21 protein-coding genes are annotated in these 23301 nt (G+C 56.1%); 15 read left to right on the plus strand and 6 right to left on the minus strand.

Features of this window, described 5'->3' with window-relative positions:
* Nucleotides 1–21: 21 nt before the first annotated feature.
* The gene (locus tag HOP44_RS03800; protein ID WP_172250688.1) at nt 22–357 is read right to left on the minus strand and encodes a hypothetical protein; all 336 of its coding nucleotides are present in this window, start codon (nt 355–357) and stop codon (nt 22–24) included.
* Nucleotides 358–361: 4 nt separating this feature from the next.
* A complete protein-coding gene (locus tag HOP44_RS03805; protein ID WP_172250690.1) occupies nt 362–2068 on the minus strand; it encodes a DUF6138 family protein in 1707 nt (568 codons plus the stop codon).
* 263 nt (nt 2069–2331) lie between these two features.
* Between HOP44_RS03805 and HOP44_RS23115 the strand changes: the two genes are divergently transcribed.
* The 7 genes from HOP44_RS23115 to HOP44_RS03840 all read left to right on the plus strand — a co-directional run bounded on the left by HOP44_RS23115 (nt 2332) and on the right by HOP44_RS03840 (nt 9021).
* Complete coding sequence (locus HOP44_RS23115; RefSeq protein ID WP_172250692.1) at nt 2332–3714, plus strand: HEAT repeat domain-containing protein; 1383 nt, start codon at nt 2332–2334, stop codon at nt 3712–3714.
* Nucleotides 3715–3799: 85 nt separating this feature from the next.
* Complete coding sequence (locus HOP44_RS03815; protein WP_172250694.1) at nt 3800–4624, plus strand: alpha/beta hydrolase; 825 nt, start codon at nt 3800–3802, stop codon at nt 4622–4624.
* A gap of 86 nt (nt 4625–4710) precedes the next feature.
* Nucleotides 4711–5757, plus strand: coding sequence for an SPFH domain-containing protein (locus HOP44_RS03820; protein ID WP_172250696.1), 1047 nt, complete (start codon nt 4711–4713; stop codon nt 5755–5757).
* The gene (locus HOP44_RS03825; protein ID WP_246369559.1) at nt 5754–6749 is read left to right on the plus strand and encodes a diacylglycerol kinase catalytic domain-containing protein; all 996 of its coding nucleotides are present in this window, start codon (nt 5754–5756) and stop codon (nt 6747–6749) included. Before HOP44_RS03820 ends, HOP44_RS03825 begins: the two co-directional genes overlap by 4 nt.
* Before the next feature lie 131 nt (nt 6750–6880).
* Nucleotides 6881–7591 carry a hypothetical protein gene (locus HOP44_RS03830; protein ID WP_172250698.1) on the plus strand — a complete coding sequence of 237 codons (711 nt, stop codon included), beginning with the start codon at nt 6881–6883 and terminating at the stop codon, nt 7589–7591.
* A gap of 71 nt (nt 7592–7662) precedes the next feature.
* Complete coding sequence (locus HOP44_RS03835; RefSeq protein WP_172250700.1) at nt 7663–7947, plus strand: hypothetical protein; 285 nt, start codon at nt 7663–7665, stop codon at nt 7945–7947.
* A gap of 186 nt (nt 7948–8133) precedes the next feature.
* Complete coding sequence (locus tag HOP44_RS03840; RefSeq protein ID WP_172250702.1) at nt 8134–9021, plus strand: fumarylacetoacetate hydrolase family protein; 888 nt, start codon at nt 8134–8136, stop codon at nt 9019–9021.
* 112 nt (nt 9022–9133) lie between these two features.
* Here the strand turns inward: HOP44_RS03840 and HOP44_RS03845 are convergent, their stop codons facing one another.
* The gene (locus HOP44_RS03845; protein ID WP_172250704.1) at nt 9134–10690 is read right to left on the minus strand and encodes an ABC-F family ATP-binding cassette domain-containing protein; all 1557 of its coding nucleotides are present in this window, start codon (nt 10688–10690) and stop codon (nt 9134–9136) included.
* A gap of 155 nt (nt 10691–10845) precedes the next feature.
* Here HOP44_RS03845 and HOP44_RS03850 point away from each other — a divergent pair, with 155 nt between their 5' ends.
* Both HOP44_RS03850 and HOP44_RS03855 read left to right on the plus strand, forming a co-directional pair.
* Nucleotides 10846–12270 (plus strand): HEAT repeat domain-containing protein, encoded by a 1425-nt coding sequence (locus HOP44_RS03850; protein WP_172250706.1) that lies wholly within the window; start codon nt 10846–10848, stop codon nt 12268–12270.
* On the plus strand, nt 12267–12491 hold the full coding sequence (locus tag HOP44_RS03855; protein ID WP_172250708.1) for a DUF1450 domain-containing protein: 225 nt from the start codon (nt 12267–12269) through the stop codon (nt 12489–12491). The genes HOP44_RS03850 and HOP44_RS03855 overlap by 4 nt, the downstream gene beginning before the upstream one ends.
* 53 nt (nt 12492–12544) lie before the next feature.
* On the opposite strand, the gene msrB is transcribed toward HOP44_RS03855, so the two are convergent.
* From msrB to HOP44_RS03870, 3 genes are read right to left on the minus strand one after another with little or no spacing between them, the layout of a single operon-like run.
* Nucleotides 12545–13759 (minus strand): peptide-methionine (R)-S-oxide reductase MsrB, encoded by a 1215-nt coding sequence (msrB, locus tag HOP44_RS03860; protein ID WP_172250710.1) that lies wholly within the window; start codon nt 13757–13759, stop codon nt 12545–12547.
* A 25-nt stretch (nt 13760–13784) separates the two neighbouring features.
* Nucleotides 13785–14339, minus strand: coding sequence for a redoxin family protein (locus tag HOP44_RS03865; protein WP_246369561.1), 555 nt, complete (start codon nt 14337–14339; stop codon nt 13785–13787).
* Between the two features lie 46 nt (nt 14340–14385).
* Entirely contained in the window at nt 14386–15102 is a 717-nt protein-coding gene (locus tag HOP44_RS03870) for a cytochrome c biogenesis protein CcdA (protein WP_172250714.1), read from the minus strand.
* Nucleotides 15103–15432: 330 nt separating this feature from the next.
* Between HOP44_RS03870 and HOP44_RS23120 the strand changes: the two genes are divergently transcribed.
* From HOP44_RS23120 to HOP44_RS03900, 6 genes are all read left to right on the plus strand, one after another.
* Nucleotides 15433–17991 (plus strand): helix-turn-helix domain-containing protein, encoded by a 2559-nt coding sequence (locus tag HOP44_RS23120; RefSeq protein ID WP_172250716.1) that lies wholly within the window; start codon nt 15433–15435, stop codon nt 17989–17991.
* A gap of 108 nt (nt 17992–18099) precedes the next feature.
* Nucleotides 18100–18405 carry a YtxH domain-containing protein gene (locus HOP44_RS03880; RefSeq protein WP_172250718.1) on the plus strand — a complete coding sequence of 102 codons (306 nt, stop codon included), beginning with the start codon at nt 18100–18102 and terminating at the stop codon, nt 18403–18405.
* Between the two features lie 262 nt (nt 18406–18667).
* Nucleotides 18668–19243, plus strand: a complete 576-nt coding sequence (locus tag HOP44_RS03885) for a hypothetical protein (protein ID WP_172250720.1) — start codon at nt 18668–18670, stop codon at nt 19241–19243.
* A 427-nt stretch (nt 19244–19670) separates the two neighbouring features.
* Complete coding sequence (locus tag HOP44_RS03890) at nt 19671–20639, plus strand: ABC transporter permease (protein ID WP_172250722.1); 969 nt, start codon at nt 19671–19673, stop codon at nt 20637–20639.
* Nucleotides 20640–20691: 52 nt separating this feature from the next.
* Nucleotides 20692–21567, plus strand: a complete 876-nt coding sequence (locus HOP44_RS03895; RefSeq protein ID WP_172193933.1) for a carbohydrate ABC transporter permease — start codon at nt 20692–20694, stop codon at nt 21565–21567.
* 41 nt (nt 21568–21608) lie between these two features.
* Complete coding sequence (locus HOP44_RS03900) at nt 21609–23234, plus strand: extracellular solute-binding protein (protein WP_172250724.1); 1626 nt, start codon at nt 21609–21611, stop codon at nt 23232–23234.
* Nucleotides 23235–23301: the final 67 nt, after the last annotated feature.

Genomic DNA, 23301 nt, shown 5'->3' on the forward strand with positions numbered 1-23301 from the left:
GGGGCTTGACGTCCGGAACGTTCAGGAGTCGAAGCGATCGGCCAGCAGCCGGACAGATAAGCGGCAGGCGGATACAAGTCTTAAATCGGGCGGCTCGGCAAGTCCGATCAGCAGCTGAACTCCGGCGAACGGATCGCTAAGAGACAGAGTCGACACGCCGAAACTGCCCGATACGCCTCCCAAGTTGAAGGTCAAATCACCGGCAAAAGAAGGCACGGGGTCGGCAGGGCGCGGATCCAGTCCGTAAGTTTCCTGCAGGCGGCGAAGTTCGGTCTCGGAAACTTGAACATCGGCGGCACTTGCCACTGCAGGCGACATCAGCAGGAGCGCCAGGCCCGCAAAGATTACTTTTTTCATCGATTCACCTGTTTCTATGAGAAGATTCGGGCAGAAGCGCCGCAAGGTTTTGCAGGGCGCCCTGCAGACCGGGTTCGGCTTTTTGGGCAAGCCGGACGAGCTTTGCCTGTCCGCCGAACAGGCGGTACAGCACGTTCTCCCGTTCATGGGTTTCAAGCGGCTCGAGCTGTTTATGTACGATTCCGGCAAGTTCCGCCGAGTCGATCGGAGCATGTTTCATCGGTTTGGCCGACTGTCCGCTTGCCCGCAGGATAGCGATAAGCACAGGCAGTGTATGGATATCCGGAGAATGTGCTTCGGCAAAAGCATCTGCGTACTCATCCTGCGCCGATTGATGCTCCGTATCGACCAGGTCCATGTAGCGCAGCATTAGCGGGAAATAGGCTTTGCTGTACAGGCCCAGTCCGAACACCGCATAAGTGCCGGGCATCACCGATTTTTCGCTGGGCGGCGTATCGTTGTACCAGGTGAACTCTTTCATGGCCAGTTCCGCATATTCGGCGATCGCAGGGAATATTTCGGGATATTGAAGCGCATTGGCAAAAAAGCGGTGAAGAGGCGATTTGGCCAGCTTTTTCAGCGGAAGCAGAGGTTTGGCCGCACTTTTGAGCTTGAGTGCATATTCGTTCGTGAAGCCCTGGCGCAGCAGATCGCACAAGTAATCCAGCGCTTCGAGGTAGGCCGCCGCTTCTTCGCGGACAATCTTCAGCTCGATTTGCTGCAGAATATCGTTCGCTGTGCCCCGGAACAGACTGCCGATTCGTTCGCTCTCTACCGAGCCGCTGCCGGTCTTCAGATACAGGGCCGCCGTCTCGGAATCGAGCATCGCCGCATAACGCAGATACTCCAGCCGAAGATTGGGTTCGGACTCCCCGATCTTGAGCGCGGCAAACAGGAAGAAATCCAGTGCTTCTTGATCGACGATTGGACGCCGGGCTTCGGGTTTGAGCGTGAAGCTCAGCGAATATTTGCCCGAGGCGGCGAAGTGAACGGGGAGGAAATACGTCTCCGCCCACTGCCGCAGCGCCCGCTTGTATTCGCCTCGCCATCCGGCCAACCGTTCGGGTTGGTCGCGGAATTTGCGGTTCACGCCGTTTAGCAGTTCACCGATTCGACCGGGGTCGGGTACAAGGCGTCCTTCGGGGAGCAAATCCGGATTCAACAGCCAGGAAGCGAAGAAAAACAGGTCTTTGGGTTTGGGGCGGGCCGGCGAATCCGACAAGACTTTCTCGGAGATAAACCGGTCCAGAGTTTCCCGTATCCGGGTTCGGGCGGCCTCGTCTATCAAGGTTTCGGCAAGTTTCAGCGTGGGGGAGGGATCGGACCGGCGGAATTCCAGTTCGACGTCCAGACGATAATCGAAAAAGCGCGGGCCCATTGTTCCCGACTGCCGCAGTTCAAGCAGGTTGTTCAGCAGTTCGGGCCAGAATTCGCTGCGCAGATGCTCGTCGGTCAGTTTTTCCGCGTCGCATTCCAGTTCGAATTTGTAGGAACTGTCGCTCCAATCCAGCGGGAGATACACATCGATAGCCAGCTCAAAAGGTGTTCGGCCCGGCTTGGGAATCAAACGCGTGATTTTGACATACCGGAAGATGCCCGCCTGAAGAGGACTCCAGTCTTTCATTTGATCGATCTGCTGCTTTTCCCTATTATAAATATCGCTCAACCGGCTCCAAACTTCCTGCAAAAAAAGGGAAGACGGGCTGTCCATGGCAGTTCCTCCTTATATCCCTCATAAATCCTTGAAAAAGAAAAATAAATAGGTAATTTGGGATTTTGCACAAAACACCCCAACGAGTTACAATCAAGCTCAGTGGCAGATTAGGGAAAGCATACCAACCGTTACAAGTGGGAATTATAGCATACAAGCGATATAAAAAACCATATCGTTCACGTAAGAGAAACGTTTCGATCAGGGTGCTGCAGCAGGCCTCACCCACAAGATCGGCCGCCTATTTCAGGGAGGGGAACGAAGTGAAAAAGCAGGTTCAGTTGGAACGCATTATCTGGAAGCTGAAGATGGCGGCGCGGCGGGACGCAGTTTTGAAAGAATTCGGAGCGAACCGGCACGGTTACCGGATGAACGAACCGATCGAAGCGGACAAGATCGAATCTTTCGAAAAGAAAACGGGGATTGCGCTTCCGGCCGAGTTTTCCGAATTCCTGCAAACCGTCGGCAACGGCGGAGCGGGACCTTATTACGGGATCTCGGAGCTGGATGCCGGGCATCCGCCGGGGCTGCTGAATCGGGAATGCCGGCTCGCTCCGGACATGGCGCAGGAAGAGTGGGGGGAACTGACCGCTTTTATGGATGATTCTTCGCTAAACGAACCGGAGAAAGAACGCCTGCGAGGCGAATTGTACGGCGGGCTGCTGGATATCGGAACGATGGGTTGGACGTTCGAAATGATGCTGGTGGTAACGGGGGCTTACCGCGGAAGGATCGTTTATATCGACCGCAGTCATCAGATTCCTTTTTTTACCTATGAAGCGAATTTCCTCGAATGGTACGAACGCTGGTTGGACGAGATTATCGGCGGCTACGATACGGGCTGGTTCGAAATGGAAGAAGCCCGCGACGAGGGGATACTGATCGATCTCTATCTATCGAGTCTGGAAGAAAAAGTGAAAGTCAGTGCGATCCGGGGGATGCACAAACTGCTGAAATTGAAGCAGGAAACACGGGCGTTTCTGCTGGAACAGTGCGACGATGTTTCGCCTGCGGTGCGTATGGCCGCTCTGGAAATCCTGGCCCAAAAAGATTACGCGGAAGCGGTACCTCGGTTGGAACAGGCGCTGGGCAGTCCGATCGCGGAAGAACGCCTGAACGCCGCCCGCCAGATCGATGCGCATGGAGAACCGGGCGGGGGAAGCTTGGCCCATGTGCTGTCGAGCCTGCTTCCGGAAGAAACCGATGCCCGGGTGCTGTGCCAATCCGCCCGTATTCTGGAACAAGGCCCCGTTAACCCGCTTCATCTGCTGATCCCGCTGTTTGATTGTCCGGATTCCGATATTCGCCGGGAAGCGGTTTTTCATGCGGGGCGGCTGCCCGGCAGACAGGCCTGGGCAGAAGCATTCGGCGCGGCGCTGAGCGATGCGGACGGGAAAGTGCGCCGTGCGGCGCTGGGCGCGCTTGAAGGCATTCCGCTGCCGGAACTGCTGCCCCGGTATGAACGTCTGCTGCACGATGCCGAGCCGGATACCGAAATGCGGCGTATGGTGCTTCGGAGATTGGACGAATACGGAGAACGGGCCCGGACACTGCTGGAGCGGCTGAGCGCGGACGAAGATCCGGAGATCGGCAGGGAAGCCCGGCACAAGATCGAACGGCTGAAAGTTAAAGTGAACAAGTCGTGAATAAAGCGTTTTCTTTGCCGCTTCTTTTCGATTGGGACTATAATGGAACAAAGCACGAAATCGAAAAAGACGGGAGAGGGTAACGATGGAAGCCTGCCTGCTGATTCACGGTTTCACGGGCGGCGTGCATGAACTGGCGCCGCTTGCCGGCTTTTTGGAAAGCAAAGGAATACGGGTCGGGACGTTCACGCTCAGCGGTCACGGCGGAAGCCGAAAAGAAATGCAGGATGCGGGCAGCCGGGAATGGATCGCCAGCGCGGAAGCCGCATTGGGAAAGCTGCTGGACGAACACGGGCAGGTGCATCTGATCGGCTTCTCGACGGGCGCGCTGATCGCAACGAGGCTGGCCGCTTTGTACAAAGAGCGAATCGCTTCGCTGACGCTGCTGTCCACGCCGGTATTTCCGCTCCATCCGCCCGCGATCGCCAGAACCCTGGTTCAACCCAAGATGGTCGGCCGGTACATCCGCAATCTGTTCATTGTGCCTTCCCGCGCCGCAAGGGAGTTTTACCGGCTTGTCGACGAATCGCTTGAATGGTATGAAGAAGCCCAGGCTCCGGCATTGATCGTGCAGGGAGCCAAAGACCATCTGGTCAAACCCCGCAGTGCCGCCTATTTGCAGGAACGGCTGGGAGCCGAGCGGAAAGAACTGCTGATTCTTTCGCGCAGCGGGCATCTGGTCTGTCATTCGCCCGATCAGCTCGAATTGTTCGATACCGTCTTGGATCATGTGAAGAGAGCCTCGGACAGCCCGCCAACCCCTCCTGCGAAATCTTCCGATTCTGCCGCGCGTACCGAAGATAACCGCACCGGCAGGTCGAACCCGTCTAACCGAAAGATCAAAACCGATCCGCCAAGCTTCGTTCCCCGTGAACGGGCTTTTTTTATGCGCGAAGAAAAGATATTGTAATTATCATATTGAAAATATCAAAAAGATATGATAAAGTTTCGTTAAAGTCGAAATGACAATATTGAACAAGAAAGCGGGGAATTCTTATGTTCGGATTCCGTTTTGCCAAATTCCAGCCCAGCGAGTACGTGATGAAGATCAAGAACGGCAAAGTCGTCAAAGAAGGCGTCGGTCTCGCGTTCCACTATTATGCCCCGACCACTTCGGTCGTCGTCGTTCCGGTTTCCTCGATCGATGTACCGTTCATGTTCGACGAAATGACGAGCGATTATCAGAAAATCACCGTCCAGGGACAGCTGATCTACCGGATTGCCGAGTACCGCCGCATGACCGAAGTGCTGAATTATACGTATGACTTGAAAAAGCAGCGTTATCTCTCCGACGATCCGGCTCTGCTGAGCCAGCGTGTCGTGAATATTGTCAAAGTGCGCATCAAGCGGGGACTTGCCCGGATGCCGCTCCGCGAAGCGATTCAGGCCAGCGAGAATCTGGCTCAGAGCCTGCGGGCGGAGCTGGTGCAGGATGAGGAAATGGCGGCGCTCGGCGTGGAATTGATGGGTCTGTCGATCCTGGCTATTTTGCCCAACAAAGACACCATGCGCGCGCTCGAAGCGAAAGCCCGGGAAGAGATTCTGCAGGATGCGGACGAAGCCCTGTACCGCCGCCGGAACGCCTCGATCGAACAGGAACGCCAGGTGAAAGAGAACGAACTTAATACGGAAATCGCCGTCGAGGCCAAAAAGCGGCAGATCCGCGAAACGCAGCTGAACGCCGAGCGCGCGGTCAAGCAGAAGAAACACGAGATGGCGGAAGAACAGCTGCGCTTCGATATCGGCATGGAATCGGACCGGCAGGAGCTGATCGGTCTGGAGACATCGAACCGAAAAGTCGCGGCCGACGCCAAAGCGTACGAGCTGACCGCGGTCATGAAGTCGCTCGAGAACGTCAGTCCCGGCGTGCTCGAAGCGATGGCGCAGATGGACATGCAGCCGGACAAGCTGATTGCGATCGCGTTCCGCGACATGGCGGGCAATGCCGACAAGATCGGCCAGCTGAACATTACGCCGGATCTGCTGCAGGGGCTGATGGGCGGGCAGGCGAATCCGGCGGCGAGAGGAGGAGGTCCGCGATGAGCTTTTTCGGAAAAAAAGAAGCGGCCGCAGATAGCGGAAGGCTGCAGGCTGCAGGCCCGGAGACGGAAATAAAGATCATACTGGTGAAACGCCGTACCCGGCTGGAAGAATTGGTGGTTCGTTATAACACGATCCAGCAGGCTCAGTTTTTCGTGGAAAGGCTGGGAGCGGATTTCAGCGATTATGTGCAGGAAGACCGGTTGTATCATACGGCGCTGCACCGGGCTTCGGAGACGCTTGCGAGTATCGGGCGCGTCCAGCAGGTCGACCGCGAGCATGTCCCGAATTTTATTTTTGGTCAAAAAGATATGGTCGTGGTGCTCGGTCAGGACGGATTAGTCGCCAATACGCTCAAATATGTGACCGAACAGCCGCTGATCGGGGTCAATCCCGATCCGCAGCGCTGGGACGGAGCCCTGCTGCCGTTTACGATTGCCGAGCTGCCCGCCGCGGTACGGGATCTGCTGCGCGGCAAACGTCCGATCCGGGAAGTCCGTCTGGCGCAGGCGGAGCTGAACGACGGACAGGTGCTGGTTGCGGTCAACGATCTGTTTATCGGGCGTCGCACGCATGTATCGGCGAGATACGAACTTCGCCAAAGCGAGGCGGCCGAGCAGCAGTCTTCGAGCGGCATCATCGTATCGACGGGCATGGGTTCGACCGGATGGCTGCGCAGCGTGCTGGCCGGAGCCGCGGGCATTTCTTCGCAGGCGGGCGGAGGAGCGGAGCAGCCGCTTGTACCGGACCCGACGTTCGGCTGGGATTCCCCGTATCTGTACTTCAGTGTACGCGAACCTTATCCGAGCCGCTCCACTTCGGCCAATCTGGTGTTCGGACGGATCGACGAGCGAAACCCGCTCAAGATCGTCTCGCAGATGCCCGAGGGCGGCGTAATCTTCAGCGACGGAGTCGAAGACGACTATCTGGAGTTCGGTTCGGGCATCGAAGCTTCGATTACCGTAGCGGAGCGGCGGGGACGGTTGGCAGTCTGAGACCTACAAAAAATATTCCAAAACGTTCTCCTACAAGGAGAACGTTTTTATTTTTTTGCCGGAGATTGGGTAAATATGGAGTATCGCTCGTACAGCCAGATGGAATAAAAAAGAGAGAAGGGAGCAACCCAATGAGCGAGCCGGTGAAAATTTACGTACTGCTCAAATTCGGTGAACGCCGTTTTATGGAAAAATTCCGGCGCGGGCAGCTGCATTTTCAATGCCTGAGCGCTTTTAAAAATCAGGAAAAAGACGAGGCGGGACGCAACGATCCATTCGAAGCGGCTTCCGCAATTTACAATCCGGGCAGTTATAAAATCTATGTCGGAGGAAAGCCTCTCGAAGACGTGGAAGGCCCGATCGTGCTGCAGGAAAACGAAGCGGACCGCCAGTATTCGCTCAGCCTGTACGGCGTGACGAACGAATCGCTTCAGCGTCATGTACAAGGCGAACAGGAAAGCCTTATCCATCCGTGGAACGAAAAGTTCGGCGATTACGCGGTAGTGATTACCCATCCCAAAGAATTCAGGAACCGGATCGATGCGGCCTGCCGCAAAAAAGGGTTCGGTCTGCGCGGAGGCATGGTCGCTTATCACGAAGTCGAGAACTTTACCGGGAAATGGGGATATTTCCGCAAACCGAAAGAATACGAATACCAGTCGGAATACCGCCTGCTGCTCGACTTGGAGAATCGGGAAGAAGACCATCTTCTGGAGATCGGAGATCTGTCGGATATCAGCGAAATAGGCGCTTACCGCGAGCTGATTCCCGGCATTCTGGCCAAGATCCGGCAGGAAGGAGGCCTTCTGCCGCACGGGGAAGAAGAAAGGCCGTCTTCTTGACCGATGCCCATTTGTGTACCCGGACTCGACAAAAGAACATATGTTCGATATAATGGGAGGAGACCTTGTTAATGGAGATGCATACGATGAATGATGAATTTCTGAAGGACCTCCACGAGCTGGAACGCAGTGACGAAGACCGTTCGAAGCTTATGATGAAGGGAATCAAGAAGGCACTGGCCGAACGTCAATCCGCCAACCCGATCGAACGTTGGATGCAGCGCAAGCGGAAGAAGAAGATCCAAGCCTGGCATTCGGAGAAGGATACCCGCGAGACGAGAACGCAGGCGGAGCGCCGGGAATCCCCCAGAGAGAACGGATACCGGGAAGGCTCTTACGAAACGAGAACCGAATAAGCGCGCAGCGCACTCTACGGGAAGCACCCGCCTCTGTCCGCAGCAGAAGCGAGTGCTTGCTTTTTGCGTAGAAGTAAAGGGTGACCGACTTCATTTGCTTTGCCGTTCGGCTGGCGTATGATGGAGAGAAGCGGACCGGAAGAGTTCCGGAACCGCCGGCAGGGACATACCGCGGGAGGGAACAAGATGAAATTCGCCAATATCGAACAAGGCAGCGCCGCAGGGGTCGCTTTGATATCCGAAGGAAGTGTGGTACCGCTTGGCGCGCTCGCGCCATGGCTGGAAGGATGGACCGTTCCGCCGGCATCGACGGACGAACTGCTGAAATCGCCGGAGCGGATCGGACAAATCCGGACAGCTTGGGAACAGGCGGTACAAAGCGGAGAGGAGATCGGTCTGGAAGGATCGGCCGTGCGGTTTCTGCCGGCCGTGCTCAACCCCGGCAAACTGGTCTGTATCGGACTGAATTACAGACGCCATGCCGCAGAGACGAACATGGCGCTGCCCAAAGAACCGGTCGTGTTCGGCAAATTCTCGGATTCCGCAGCCGCGCACGGAGACGTCATCTTGCATCCCGCCGAAACGCGGCAGCTTGATTACGAAGCGGAGCTGTGTATCGTAATCGGGCGCACCGCTTCGAACGTGAGCGAGGAAGACGCACTGGATTTCGTGTTCGGATACTGCTGTGCCAACGATCTGTCGGCCCGGGATCTGCAGATGCGCTCGGGACAGTGGCTGCTTGGCAAGACGGGGGCAGGCTTCGCCCCGTTGGGTCCGTTTATCGCAACCGCCGACGAGATTCCCGATCCCAATAGGCTGCGTATCTCGGCCAGCGTAAACGGTCAGACCGTGCAGGATTCGAATACTTCGGACATGATCTTTTCCTGCCGCCACATTATCGCGTATCTGTCCCGGCATTTCACGCTTCGGCCGGGAGACGTCATTCTGACCGGAACGCCGGAAGGCGTCGTACTCGGCAAGCCCGAAGCGGAGCGTGTCTGGCTGAAGCCCGGCGACGAAGTGACGGTCTCGATCGAGGGTCTGGGCGAACTGACGAATACAATTGGCGAATAGGACGACAAGAAAAAGGGCTTCCGTCAGGAAGCCCTTTGCCTATTTGCGTATAAGAGTTTTCAAAAAACGATACCAAGACGCAGTCTACTTGGCTTCCTGTCGAAATTCAATCTTAGAAGACTTTCGTCGTCCACGATTCGCAGTTCCAGGTCTCGGTCACGATATCCCGGTAGAATTCCGGTTCGTGGGAAATCATCAGGATCGTGCCTTTGTAAGCCTGCAAAGCGCGCTTAAGCTCGTCTTTCGCATCGACGTCCAAGTGGTTCGTCGGCTCGTCGAGCACGAGGATATTCGTTTCGCGGTTGATCAGTTTGCACAGACGGACTTTGGCTTTCTCGCCGCCGCTGAGAACGGTCACTTTGCTCTCGATATGCTTCGTCGTCAAGCCGCACTTGGCCAGCGCCGCGCGCACTTCGAATTGGCTCAGCGAAGGGAATTCGCTCCAGATCTCTTCGATACACGTTTTCGAACCGTCGCCTTTCATTTCCTGTTCGAAGTAGCCGATCTGCTGGTGTTCGCCGCGTTCGACGGTACCGGACAGCGCCTGGATTTCGCCGAGGATACTGCGCAGCAGCGTCGTTTTGCCGATGCCGTTGGCGCCGACAAGAGCGATTTTTTGACCGCGTTCCATTTTCAGGTCAAGCGGACGGGACAGCGGTTCGTTGTAGCCGATAACGAGATTTTTGGCTTCGAAGATCAGCTTGCCGGCCGTACGGCCGACCTTGAAGTTGAACTGGGGCTTCGGACGTTCCTGCGCCAGTTCGATAACGTCCATCTTGTCGAGCTTTTTCTGACGGGACATCGCCATGTTGCGGGTCGCGACGCTCGCTTTGTTGCGCGCCACAAAGTCTTTGAGCTGCGAAATCTCCTGCTGCTGGCGCTTGAAGGCCGATTCCAGCTGCTGCTTTTTCATCGCGTATACTTCCTGGAAGTATTCATAGTCGCCGACGTAGCGGTTCAGTTCCTGATTTTCCATATGGTAAATGGTGTTGACGACGCTGTTCAGGAACGGAATATCGTGGGAGATCAGGATGAACGCGTTCTCGTATTCCTGCAGGTAGCGCGTCAGCCAGCCGATATGCACTTCGTCCAGATAGTTGGTCGGCTCGTCGAGGAGCAGGATGTCCGGTTTTTCCAGCAGCAGCTTGGTCAGAAGAACCTTCGTGCGCTGTCCGCCGGACAGATCGTCCACGTCTTTGTCGAGGCCCACGTCGGTCAGACCCAGCCCGCGCGCCGTTTCGTCGATCTTGGCGTCGATCAGGTAAAAGTCCTGCGCCGTCAGCGTATCTTGAATCGTGCCGACCTGTTCCAGCAGCGTCTCCAGTTCTTCCGGAGTGACGTCGCCCATGCGGCCGTACATGTCGTTCATTTCCTGTTCCATATCGAGCAGGTACTGGAACGCGCTTTTGAGCACGTCGCGGATCGTCATGCCTTTCTCCAGCACGGCATGCTGATCAAGATAGCCGACGCGAACGCGCTTGGACCATTCGACTTTGCCTTCGTCCGGCTGCAGCTTGCCCGTTACGATATTCATAAACGTCGATTTGCCTTCGCCGTTGGCGCCGATCAGACCGATATGTTCGCCTTTGAGCAGGCGGAAAGAGACATCCTTAAAAATGGCCCGGTCGCCGAAACCGTGGCTCAGTCGTTCTACATTTAGTATACTCATTAATGAAAGACACCTTTTTCTGTTAGATTTCGGTTGAACATTTTTAACACTTTTTCCGTTTCATTATAAAAGGTAACGGCGCACAACTCAATGGAAAGGTGGAAAACCGTCAAATGTTTTCATGGAAAAGAAAAAAAGAGCGAAAAAATGAAAATATGGACGGGAAAACGGAAGCCGCTCCGCAGCTGGAGCCTTTCGCCGTCCAGATCGAGCGGATTCGCCGCAAACGTCTGCTCGCCGCCCAATCTCCCGGAGCGGACGATGTGTTTGGTGCGAGCAGCCACTGCTACCGGCTCAACGAACCGCTGACGCATGCGGAGCTGGATACGCTGGAACAGGAGTGGGGCGTGACGCTGCCCGAAGATTTCGCCGCTTTTGTTACCGCAGTGGGCAACGGGGGGCCGGGTTCTTACGGAGGAGCCGGGCCGTATTACGGCATTTATGCCGTCGGCCGGATGGATCCCGACCTTGTGCGCTTGAGACAGCCTGCGAAGCTCAAGCCCGATCGGACTTGGGCTGCCGGAGAAACAGCCGATCCGCCCGTTTGGGACGAAGACCTTGACGACGATGCCTATGACGAAGCGCTGGCCGATCTGATGCGGGGGACGCTTACGATCGGAACAATGGGCTGCAGCAGCGAGATGCTGCTGATCGTGAGCGGGGAGCACCGCGGACGCGTCGTGTATCTGGATACGGAATATCTCAAGCCGTTTTTCGTGTATGAAAAAAACTTCCTGGATTGGTACGAACGCTGGCTCGACGAGGTAATTGCGGGCTTCAAGATCCATTGGTTCGCCGCGACGCCGGGCGGCGGAGAAACCGACCTGCTGACGTTGGCGCAGACCTCTGCGCACGAAGTCGAACGGGGCGAAGCGCTCAAAGCGCTGCTGCGTTTTCCCAAGCTTAGCGATCCCGCGATCGCGTTCGCCAAGCAGGCTGTGGACGATCCGTCGGATCAAGTCCGCTACTGGGCATTGGCGCTGCTGGCCGCCCATGCGCCGGATTCGGCCGATCCTATTCTGCTGGAAGATCTGGAAAGCGGGCAGGCGGACAAGCGCAAGGCGGCCGTGCAGCTGATCCATGGGTATCGCAAACAAGCGGCCCGTACGTTTGCCGAAACACTGCAAGCGGCGGTTCCGGAGGAAACGGACGAAGAGACGTTCCGCTTCGCGACTTATATATTGGAGTCGGCCGGCATCGAACCGCTTCCTCTGCTGCTGCCCGCCTTCCGAAGTCCCGCCGCCGAAATTCGCAAAAGCGCGATCTGGCAGGCCGGTAAATCTGTCCGCAAAGCCGATTACGTCGAGGCTTTTATCGATATTCTGCTGCGCGATCCCGAGACCCATGTCCAGCTTACGGCGATTCAGGCGCTTGACGGCGTGAAGGACAAACGGCTGCTGCCGGTCTACGAGCAGGTATTGGAGCAGCATCCGACGAACGAACATTATATTCGCAGCAACGTCCGTCATCGCTTAACGCAGTACGGATTCAATACGCACCCAAAAATCGAACGCGGCGTGCCCGCAGACTTGACGAGAGTGCGGGACATGCTGCGAGACATCATGGAGGAACACGGATGAAGATCAAATTTTGCGAAAAAAACATCGACCGCTTCTCGAAGCCGGCCTACAAGGAACTGAAAAGCAAATACGACGACGTGAAAGTGAAAAAAGACGGCTGCCTGAAAGAATGCCGGCTGTGCCGCACCGAACCGTTCGCGATCGTCAAAGGCGAGATCGTTCGGGCGGAAACGCCGAAAAAACTCGTGAAGAAGCTGGAAAAGGTCATCGCCAAAAACTAGCAAAAAACCGTGTCCCACGCCGGGATACGGTTTTTTTATAAGAAGAAAGAACGTTATTTCGCCACGCCGGTCAGATAGCCGTAACCCTGCGCTTCCATATCGGCCAGCGGTACGAATTTGATCGAAGCGCTGTTGATGCAGTAGCGTTTGCCGCCGCGATCTTCGGGACCGTCGTCGAACACATGGCCCAGATGGATATCGCCGGAACGGCTGCGCACTTCGGTACGGACCATATTGTAGGCTTTATCTTCTTTGTAAGTGACGACTTCGGGGAGGATCGGCTTCACGAAGCTCGGCCAGCCGCATTGGGAGTCGTATTTGTCTTCGCTGGCAAACAGCGGCTCCCCGGTCGAGACATCCACATAGATGCCCGGCTCGTACGTATCCCAATACTCGTTGGAATACGGATGTTCGGTATCCTGTTCAACGGCCACTTTGTACTGGATATCGGTCAGCAGCGATTTGAGTTCTTCGGCGCTGCGTTTCGGGTAATCCGCCGGATCGATCACGAGTTGACCGGCCTTTTTCGAAGCGGCGGCGGATTTGACGCTCTGGGAAGTGACACCGGCCGCTGCGCCTTCTTGGCCCGGAATCTCTTGTTCGTTCAGGATGCCCATATCGATATGGCAGTAGCCTTCCGGGTTCTTTTCCAGATAATCCTGATGGTACTCTTCCGCCATATAGAAGTTTTCGAGCGGCAGCATTTCGGTCACGATCTTCTTGTTGTATTTCTCTTGTTCCTTGGCGATGACGGCTTCGACGACCGATTTCTCGCTGTCTTCCGTATAGTAGACGCCGGAACGGTATTGGATGCCGCGATCGTTGCCCTGCTGGTTCACGCTTGTCGGATCGACGACTTTGAAAAATTCTTTGAGCACTTTATCGAGCGGCACGAGAGCCGGATCGTACGTGACTTCGACCGTTTCCGCGAAGCCGTGGTCGCCTTTGATCACGTCTTCGTAAGACGGATTCTCGCCGGTGCCGTTGGCATAGCCGGATACCGCGTCCTGCACGCCGTAGATCCGTGCCATATACGCTTCGACGCCCCAGAAGCAGCCGCCCGCGAGATACACTTTTTTGAGATCGGATTTGGAAAAATCGACGTCCGCGTTCGGGTTCGGAATACTGGCGGCGGTGACGGCTCCGTACGAAGAAGCGCCGGAAGCGCTCATGCCGAGTCCCGTGGACGAACAAGCGGAGATCAACAGCGAGAGCAAAGCGACCGAGAGCAGCGGCAGCCAGGCGGCGGGCCGTTTTTTGCGATTCATGCGCATAACCTCCTGTTATCTGGATTTAGGGAATATCGTTGATGTTCGCCGCGATCACGTCGTTGGCGTTGTGGCCCGGTACCGTTTTGGCCAGGCCGCCGTTCGAATCGATGTAAAAAGAAGTAGGATAAGCGCGTACGCCGAGCTGCTGCGCGTATTTGCCGTCTTGATCCAGCAGCACGGTCGTATTTTTCTCGTCGAGGCCGGCGTACCATTTTTTGAAATCCGCTTCGGATTTTTCGCCTTTGAAGTTCGGAGCGACAATGCTAATCACTTTGTAGTCGTTCTCCTGGCCGGACAGCGTGTTCAGTTCTTCCATGCCGGCGAGGCAGATCGAGCACCAGGAAGCCCAGTATTTGATATACACTTTTTCGCCTTGGAAATCCGCGAGTTTGACTTCATTGCCGCTCAGGTCTTTGAGATCGAACTGAGGAGCCGGTTTGGCGCTGGCCGTTTGGCCGGGTGCCGAAGTTGCCGCACCGTTCTGCCCGCAGGCGGACAGCAGCAGGGCGGCCGAGAGCGTCAGCAGAAGCAGCGGCAGCCATTTTCGGCGCAGGGAGCGGGCGTTGGCGTTATTCAAATGAGTCATCTCCTTGAGTTAAGAATGGAAGCCGGATCCAGGCCGGTCAGATCTGAAAAGCGGACGTGAGCACGGCCAGATTGTTGGTCATGAGCAGGACGCCCATCGCGATCAGGACGACGCCGGACACGATTTTGAGCTTGCCCATATGCTTGTACAGGTTCTTGAGGCGGCGCAGCAGCAGATCGGAGAACACGGCCAGCAGCAGGAACGGAACGGCCATGCCGACGGTGTAGACGAACATCATCCACACGCCGTAGCCGGCCGACCCGCCGCCCGCGGCCACGCCGAGCACGGCGGCGAGCACCGGCCCGATACATGGCGTCCAGCCGAAGCTGAACGTGAAGCCGAGCAGGAACGCGCCGAACCAGCCTTTTTGCTTGGTGCTGTCGAACGTGAGCCGTTTTTCTTTTTGCATGAACATCAGATTGAGCACGCCGGTCTGGTGGATACCGAACAAGACGACGACGGCGCCGCACGCGATCATGAACCACGAGCTGTTGATGACGCCGCCGAGCGCGCCCGCTCCGAAGCCGAGCAGCAGGAAGACGGTGGACAGCCCGAGGATGAACAGCAGCGTGCGCCCGATCAGTTTGGGATCGACGCGGAATCCGGCAGAGGAATCCGCCGCTTTGGAGCGCTCCGCTTCCGAACCGCCGAGAAAGGCGAAGTAGACGGGCAGCATGGGGAAGATGCAGGGCGAGAAGAAAGACAAGACTCCCGCCGCGAGCACGCTTCCGACATATAGGGATTCAGCAGGCAATGAAGCGTCACCTCCGGTGGAATAAGATCGGAAAACCGCGGTCAGAGCCGGGTTCCGGAATCGTTCGAATACGTATTTAAAGATGGCGATCGGCAGCGAAAAGCCCGGATATCAGGCAGGTCGAGCCGTGTGGATACAAGTTCTACATCTTATTGTACGCAAAAGAGTTTGTTTTGGATTAGTTATTCGAAATATTTTTAAAAAGAGCCGTACGGGGGAGCAGAGGGACTCGGCCAAAGAAAGAGGAAGAATTTTGCAGCAAACGAATGAAAAGGATTGCGCCCCATGAGAAAATATGCAACTTTATAAGGAGATTAGGAGGTGTTTTCCGTGTCGAGAAGATGGTTCAACCGGCTGACGTTTTCTTACCTGCCCATTCTTATTATCGTGCCCGTGATTCTGATGATTCTCTTCTTTCTCGGCTCGTCGGAGCTTTCGAAACGGGAAACGGCGCGGGCGAACGAAGTCTTCTCGCGTCAGGCCGTTCAGTCGCTGGATTACTCGTTCCGTTCGATCAGCGAGATGATGAACCGGGAAATTCTGTCGGGCGAGTTCCAGGCCTTTTTCTCGGCATCGGATAATCCTTATCTGGCGGCTAACGATGCGTCGACCCGGCTGGCCCGGCTCAAACTGACCAATCCGCTGATCGACTCGCTGTATATCTGCCGGCTGTCGGACGGTGTCGTCTTGAGCAATCTTTCGATCGGGCGCACGGAAGATTTTGCCGACCGGGCCTTTATCAAACAGATACTGGCCGGGCCGATCCCGACACGTTGGTCGGAGCCGAGGCAGATGCCCGGATTCCATGCGCAGTCCCGGACTATTGTGACGCTGACGCGGGGCATCCCCCTGCTGACAGGCGAGCAGGGCATTATGGTCGTCAATGTGTCGCTCGACTCGGTACGCGAGCTGCTGCGGGAAATGATCGGGGAAGAAACGAGTTTTATTCATCTGTATACGTCGCGCGGAGTACCGATGCTCGGAACGGAAGCCGGGTTCCCGGTCGTGGAAGCGCAGCGTCTGCAGAACGAATCCGGGCCTCGGGCGGTCGATCCCGACCGGGAGCTGTCTTCCGTCGTCTCTCCGTACACGGGCTGGGAAGTGCGCAGCGGCGTCATCGGAGATTCGCTCTCGCTGATCCTGAAAAGTATCTGGTACGTCTGGCTGGGCGCCGCCGCGCTGATTGTCGCGCTGGGTATCGGTTGGACCGCGGTTGTCTCGCGGCGCAATTACGAGCCGGTAGTCCGGCTGCTGCAGCGGCTCGATGCGCTGCCGCCGGGGACGCTTGAAGCCGCCGCGGCGCTGAACGAAGCGGCGCAGCTGGACGGGACCGCTGCCGAAGCGGCCGATCGGGGCGGCGAAGAAGCGAATGCGGGCAGCGAAGATCGGACGCCGCGAAGCGAACGAAGAAGCCGAAGGGGGCAGCATCCGGACGAGTTCGAACGGATCGAATCGACGCTCAGCGCCATGATCGCGCGCGCCGAGGCGGACCGCCGCCAGCAGCGGGAAGATATCGTATACCGGCGGCGCGAGTTTTTCAGGGAGCTGCTGGAAGGTTCGCGGATTGTGGAGCCGGAAGAATGGGAACACGAAGTCCGGCGGCTGCAGGCCGAATCGGCAGTCCGTACGGAGCCGGACCGACGGGATTTCGCCGCGTCGCCGGTTCTCGTGAAAGAACGAAGCGCACAGGCGCATAGCGCAGCCGCTCCCGGATTCGGTACGGGAGTCGTCGGTCTGCTGGAGATTGACCGGCCGGATGAATTCAACCGGGCTTATTCGGAGCGCAGCCGCGAACTGCTGCGTTATGCGCTCTCCAGCGCCGCGGGCGAACTGGCGGCGGAATGCGGGGCGCGGCTCTGGGCGGAGTGGCTGCCCGGCGGCAGGCTGGGTCTGCTGCTGCGGTTCGCGGAGACGAATCTGGCCGAGCCGGCTTCGTCTCCGGAAGAGCCGGCCGACGCCGCAAATTCGGCCGACAGGGATTCCGAAGACGCCGTAGCCGCGGCCATCGCGATCGGGCAGGAATTGGTCGCCTGGGTGGCGGCACATCTGAAATGCACCGTGACCGTAGCGCTCGGCGATCCGGTCGCTTCTCCGCGCGAGATTGCGCGCGGCTTTCGCGAAGCGGCGGAAGCGATGGGCTACAAGTCTTCTCTCGGCGGCGCACGGGTCATCGCCCGCCGCGAGCTGCGGCGGGGAGCGGCCGCGGAGCTGTACGGGGTGCTGCGCACCATCCGCGAGCTGGCGCAGACCTACCGCCTGGGCGAGCCGCAGTGGCGGGAGCAGTTGGAAGAGCTGCTCGGCGGCCTGCGTGCCGCCTTGCTGCCCAAAGACGATCTGTCCGGCCTAATGAATGTGCTGGCGTATCAGCTGCTGCGCGAGATGATGGAACTGCCCGGCGAAGCCAAGGAACTGTGGCGCAGCGAAGCCGCCCCGAAGCTGACCTCGGCGCTGGAACATTTCGATACGCTGGACGAATTGGAGAATTCCGTGCGCAGTCTGCTGGACGAATATGCCGACCGGCTGCGGCTGCTGCGCGAGAGCCGGAGCAGCCATGTGACGCTGCAGGAAGTCCGTGCGTTCATCGACGCCAACTTCAGCGATCCCAATCTGTCGCTGTCGTCGATCGCCGACCGGTTCGGGCTGAGCGCAAGCTACCTGAGCCGTCTGTTCAAAGACGCTTTCGGCCAGAACTTCGTCGATTATCTGGCGGGTGTGCGGGTCGAGGCGGCCAAAGCGATGCTGCGCGAAACGTCCGATCCGATCCAGGAGATCGCGACGCGTGTCGGCTATGCCAACTATATGTCGTTCAGCCGAGCGTTCAAAAAGGTAGCCGCGGCCACTCCCGGAGAGTACCGCGGCCGAAGCCGAACGGCAGAGAATACGGAATAATCCAAAAACGCTTTGTCCAAATGAGAGCAAAACGCCAAAGAGTGGGTAATAGCTAAAAGAGAAGCGAAGCAGCAAGCCCATTCGCATAAACGAGAGGAGCAACAGACTATGGCAGAGACAGAAAAAAGTGCAATCATTGTCGGAGCGGTAGCGGGAGCGCTGATCGGAGCCGGCCTGGCCGTGCTGGTGGCCGCCCAAGAAGGCTCTTCCCTGAAAGACAAATTCATGAACACGGTGAATCTGCTTAAGGAGCAGGGGACGGTTCTGAACGAACGCAGCCAGGAACTCAAGGAAAAAGGTCAGGAAGTCAAAGGCATCCTGCAGGAATCCGTGGAAGTTGTTCGCGAGTTCAAAGACGAAGCGGCTTCGGCGGCTTCGGATATCAAAAGCGAAGTCAAAGCGTTCAAATCCTGAGCGCAAATGGTTCGGCATATCCGCTTCCAAAGTTCCGCACCCGATACGGGTGCGGAACTTTTTTTTGAAAAACGAATTGGCTGTAAAGGAATCTCACTTGATATTAGATCAGCCTTAAGAAGGCTGATGGCTTGTATGATCTTCCTGATGAGTCTATTAGAATGGATTAACCGGTCGGATACTGCTCGCAAAAGAAGCCGAATCATCATATAATTATATGCCGGGCAACTTGCTTTGTAAGAAAATGAGCGGAGGGGTTTTAATGAAAAAGAGAAAGATAGCACTGGCTTTGCTGGCAGTGGCCGGAATTACGGGAAGTGCTCTTGAAGAGCGGGGTGAGGCTAGAGAGATTGGCAAGGCAGTAAATGGAAACGAACAAACGCAAAGGCTCCAGCTCGCCATTAAATCCAAGGCGGCATTGAAACTGGACAAAAATTTCGGCAAGTTTTTTGTGAAAGGCAAAGTCCCCGGTTTGGGCGTGTATCTGGGAATGCCCGAAGCTCAGGTGAAAACCTTGTACGGAAAAAAAGTGGATAGATTTTACGATATGGGGGGAGAATTTTATCAATACGAAAAACTGGATCATGTGTACTTCTGTTATAGTTACAGCAAAAATGGTCCCATTCTGTCCACAATCTATGTCCAAACGCCTCCTGTACAAAATTTAAAAGCAAGTCAGGTAAAAAAGATTTTGGGAAATAAGGGGGTCACTTATTTCGACGACGCCGTAGGGAGTTATATGTTGGCGTACGAATACGAGGAATATCATCTCTCTTTTGAATTGGACTCGCCAGCAGGTAACGTTTTTCTGGTGAAGATGCAGCGGAAATACGAATAAAACCCGAGACTCGGAAAGTTTTCAGACCTTAAGCCGTTTTTAGGACAGTCCCAAACATGGTTAAAGAGCACCGTATGCCGTTGGCCCAACTATGAGGTTAAGCGACGAAGCCGTCGGTCTCGGCCGGATAATGAAAAAGAGTGGTCCTGTTTGAAGTTCCTTCACAACGGATCGCTCTTTTTCATTTTGCGTAAATCGGCCGCACAAAAATCGAAACCCCGTCAAAAAACGTGAATCCCGCGCCGCTGCAAGCTTCCTCGCTATTTTTACTCCGGATTCACTCGGCAATCGCAAAAAACGTTAACCGCTCGAAACCTGACCATTGCCGAAAATTTAATGCTTCGGTACAGTGGGGATGCAGCCGATAGAAAGCGCTTGCAATATCGTTTCGCTGCTGGACGTATCATTCTATTTCGGAGGTGGGCAGATGGGCAGCCTGAATATCGGGGCGCGCAAAGACAGCGAGAAGCAGAGCCGTCTAAGAGAGCAAAGCGCTCTGGGCAAACGCCGGCGCTGGAATATGAACAAGCCTCTTCTGATCATGTTCCTGCCGATCGCGATTTTCTTTATCCTTTTCAAATACGTGCCCATGTTCGGATTCATTATCGCTTTCAAGGACTACAACTTCGCGGACGGCATGTTCGGCAGCCCATGGGTCGGGTTCGACAATTACAGGTATCTGTTCCAGAACCCCGACACCCTGGGCATTATCCGCAATACGCTGGTGCTGAGCGCACTGACCGTGTTCGTCGGATTTCCGTTCCCGGTCATTCTGGCGATTCTGCTCAACGAAGTGCGGCGCTCCTGGTTCAAACGCTGGACACAGACGCTGCTGTATCTTCCGCATTTCCTCAATTGGGTCATCGTGGGCGGGCTGGTGCTGATGATGTTCTCGATCGAGACGGGCTTCGTCAACAATGTGCTGGAGCGGATCACCGGCAGCGCGTACCCGTTTCTGTTCAATGAAGGTTCGTGGATCACGATCTTCGTCGCTTCCGGGATCTGGAAAGGCGCGGGCTGGTCGGCGATCATCTATCTGGCGGCCCTTACGTCGATCGATCCGAGCCTGTACGAAGCGGCGGGCATGGACGGGGCGGGCAAATGGAAGCAAATTCGTCATATTACCCTGCCCGGGCTGATGCCGACGATCGTGCTCATGTTTATTCTCGGCATCGGCAACGTTATGGATGTCGGTTTCGATCAGGTGTACGTGCTGCAGAATGCGGTAGTCATCAACGTGGCGGAAGTCATCAGTACCTGGAACTTCAAAGTGGGCCTCGGTTCGGGTCAGTTCAGCTATGCGACGGCAATGGGATTGTTCGAATCGCTGATCGGGCTGACGCTGGTGCTGGTGGTCAACGGGATCGCCCGGCGGTCGGGACGCGGACTGTGGTAAGATTCCGTGTCCGAAATTGCTCGCATCCGTCATACGAAAGGGGAGAACGGGGATGAAGCCGACAAACGGCGAAAAAGTATTTTACGGCATCAACTATATCATTCTGGCGCTAGCCGCCCTCAGCTGCCTGCTGCCGATCATCCATATCGCCTCGCTGTCGCTCAGCGGCAACGAAGCGATCACGCTCGGCAAAGTGGGGCTGTGGCCGCGCGACTTCACCTGGACGGCCTACAGCAAGCTGATCGAGGATACGAATATCGCCGGCGCTTTTCGCAACAGTCTGGTCATTACGCTGGTCGGCACGGCGCTGAATATGGTCTTCACCATCCTTGCCGCGTATCCGCTGTCCCGCAAACATTTCTACGCGAGACGCACCTTGACGCTTGCGATCGTCTTCACCATGCTGTTCACCGCCGGTTTGATTCCCAATTATCTGCTGGCGAAATCGCTTGGTCTGGTCGGCAATTACGGAGCGTTGTGGCTGCCGGGTCTCGTAAGCGTATACAATCTGCTGGTGCTGAAGTCTTTTTTCGAAAATATTCCGGAAGAACTGGAAGACGCGGCGCGGATCGACGGCAGCGGCGAATGGCGGATCATTCTGCAGATCGTGCTTCCGCTGTCGATCCCGGTCATCGCAACGATCGCGCTGTTCTACGGGGTGGCGCACTGGAACTCGTTCTTCAACGTGCTGATCTATATCAACGACCCGGAGCGCTTCAATCTGTCGGTGCTCGTGCAAAATATGATCCAAAGCCAATCGCTGATGTCGGAACTGGCGATGCTCGATCCGGACGCGTTCCGCAAGCTTACGCCCGAATCGATCCGTTCCGCCGGGATTATCGTAATGATTCTTCCCATGCTGATCGTGTACCCGTTTTTACAAAAATATTTTGTCAAAGGCATGCTGATCGGATCGGTCAAAGGGTGACGGAAGGCGCATCTACTCAAACACAAGAGAGGGGTAAGGGTATGAGCAAACAGAACTGGAGCAAAACGATGATGGGCGGATTCGCGGCGGTCACGGCGCTGTCGATGGTGCTGGCGGGCTGCGGATCGGACAGCGAAAAGCCGCAGGCGGCGGACGGGGAAAAAAGCGAGGCCAAAGAAGAAATTTCCGTCTCCATTTACGACCGCGGGCAAATCCCCAAAGAGGAAGGCACGTATTCGGATAACCGCTGGACCAAATGGATCAATGAAAACGGACCCGTCGGCGTCGATTTCGTGCCGATTCCCCGGAACGAGTCGCAGCAGAAATACAGCATGCTGTTCGCTTCCGGCGACGCGCCCGATCTGGTACTGGAATACGATACGGATTTCCTGAACTCGCTGTGGACGCAGAAACAGCTGCTGCCGCTCGACGATCTGGTCGAAAAAAGCAGTACCGAATACAAAGCGCTGCTGGAGAAAGTTCCGGCACTGCGGACGCTTGGCACGAAGCCGGACGGCAAACTGTACAATATCGGCATGGTTACCAAACCGGAAGTGCTCGGAGCGATGGTCATCCGGCAGGACTGGCTCGACAAGCTGGGGCTTGAAGTGCCGCAGACGACCGAAGAACTGTACGCGGTCGCCGATGCTTTTGCCAACCAGGATCCGGACGGCAACGGGGTCAAAGACACGTTCGGGATGAATCTCAGCCAGTTCGCTTCCTTCTACGTGGACGCCATGTTCCAGAACGAGATGTTCATTATCGAAGACGGCCAGCTGGTGCGCCAATTCGACCGCATCAAGCCGGCGTACGAGTTCAAGAAAAAACTGTTTGAGAACGGCATCGTGGACAAAGACTTCCTGTCGGACAAAAACGGCCAAAAAGCGGAGCAGGATTTTGCCAGCGGCAAACTCGGCATTTACCTGGCTTACCGTTCGGTGATCAGCAAAAACTTCGATACGCTCAAAAACACCGATCCGAATGCGAAGATTACGCCGATGGCGTTCCCGGAAAGCGAATTCGGCCGGTTCGGTCCCGATTTCAATCCTTCGATCCAGATGACGGGCGCCGTAAACGCGAACGCGAAGAATCCGGAAGCGGTCATGAAATATATCGACTTCATGGTGACGCCGTCCACGGTCGAGACGCTGTCCAACGGGATTGAAGGCGAGCATTATACGAAAGAAAGCGACGGCAAGATCAAACCGATCGACGAAAAGAAAAACGAAACGGAAATGGGCTATCTGAACGACTACCGGATGTTCATGCCGAAATATATCGTGGAAAGCAACAATGTGGACGGACGACAGCTGGATTCGACCGACCCGATCGATAAGGAGTGGCTCGCGATCGCGGCCGAAATGGATACCCTGTATCTCGATCCGGCGCATCCGCACCCGGGCTTCACGCACGCCAAGTTCCGTCCTTCGCTCGACAAAGCGATGACGACGACGTTCAACGACGGCTGGAACAACATGAACGATACGATGGCCAAAGCGGTCGTCAGCGGCAGCGGCTACAGTGTCGATCAAGGTGTGGAAGACGTCAAAAAATCGTGGTACGCATCCGGCGGACAGGCGCTCGAAGACTGGTACAAACAATGGTACCAAGACAACAAAGATTCCTGGATCTTCATGGAACAGCTCTACACGATGAAATTCGAGTAATTCTTGGGTCTCGTCGGACGGAGCCGGACAGTCATACGCTAAAAAAACGGCTTCGGGCGAATCTTCG

The sequence above is a fragment of the Saccharibacillus deserti genome, assembly GCF_013618475.1.
GTDB classification, from domain to species: Bacteria; Bacillota; Bacilli; order Paenibacillales; family Paenibacillaceae; genus Saccharibacillus; species Saccharibacillus deserti.

What these genes read in the sequence shown, in the direction of transcription:
- HOP44_RS03900 (WP_172250724.1), top strand. Translation starts at nt 21,609, where the DNA reads ATGAGCAAACAGAACTGGAGCAAAACGATGATGGGCGGATTCGCGGCG.
- HOP44_RS03895 (WP_172193933.1), top strand. Translation starts at nt 20,692, where the DNA reads ATGAAGCCGACAAACGGCGAAAAAGTATTTTACGGCATCAACTATATC.
- HOP44_RS03835 (WP_172250700.1), top strand. Translation starts at nt 7,663, where the DNA reads ATGGAGATGCATACGATGAATGATGAATTTCTGAAGGACCTCCACGAG.
- HOP44_RS03800 (WP_172250688.1), bottom strand. Translation starts at nt 357, where the DNA reads ATGAAAAAAGTAATCTTTGCGGGCCTGGCGCTCCTGCTGATGTCGCCT.
- HOP44_RS03850 (WP_172250706.1), top strand. Translation starts at nt 10,846, where the DNA reads ATGGACGGGAAAACGGAAGCCGCTCCGCAGCTGGAGCCTTTCGCCGTC.
- HOP44_RS03855 (WP_172250708.1), top strand. Translation starts at nt 12,267, where the DNA reads ATGAAGATCAAATTTTGCGAAAAAAACATCGACCGCTTCTCGAAGCCG.
- HOP44_RS03805 (WP_172250690.1), bottom strand. Translation starts at nt 2,068, where the DNA reads ATGGACAGCCCGTCTTCCCTTTTTTTGCAGGAAGTTTGGAGCCGGTTG.
- HOP44_RS03825 (WP_246369559.1), top strand. Translation starts at nt 5,754, where the DNA reads ATGAGCTTTTTCGGAAAAAAAGAAGCGGCCGCAGATAGCGGAAGGCTG.
- HOP44_RS03815 (WP_172250694.1), top strand. Translation starts at nt 3,800, where the DNA reads ATGGAAGCCTGCCTGCTGATTCACGGTTTCACGGGCGGCGTGCATGAA.
- HOP44_RS03845 (WP_172250704.1), bottom strand. Translation starts at nt 10,690, where the DNA reads ATGAGTATACTAAATGTAGAACGACTGAGCCACGGTTTCGGCGACCGG.
- HOP44_RS03880 (WP_172250718.1), top strand. Translation starts at nt 18,100, where the DNA reads ATGGCAGAGACAGAAAAAAGTGCAATCATTGTCGGAGCGGTAGCGGGA.
- HOP44_RS03830 (WP_172250698.1), top strand. Translation starts at nt 6,881, where the DNA reads ATGAGCGAGCCGGTGAAAATTTACGTACTGCTCAAATTCGGTGAACGC.
- HOP44_RS03840 (WP_172250702.1), top strand. Translation starts at nt 8,134, where the DNA reads ATGAAATTCGCCAATATCGAACAAGGCAGCGCCGCAGGGGTCGCTTTG.
- HOP44_RS03890 (WP_172250722.1), top strand. Translation starts at nt 19,671, where the DNA reads ATGGGCAGCCTGAATATCGGGGCGCGCAAAGACAGCGAGAAGCAGAGC.
- HOP44_RS03820 (WP_172250696.1), top strand. Translation starts at nt 4,711, where the DNA reads ATGTTCGGATTCCGTTTTGCCAAATTCCAGCCCAGCGAGTACGTGATG.
- msrB (WP_172250710.1), bottom strand. Translation starts at nt 13,759, where the DNA reads ATGAATCGCAAAAAACGGCCCGCCGCCTGGCTGCCGCTGCTCTCGGTC.
- HOP44_RS03885 (WP_172250720.1), top strand. Translation starts at nt 18,668, where the DNA reads ATGAAAAAGAGAAAGATAGCACTGGCTTTGCTGGCAGTGGCCGGAATT.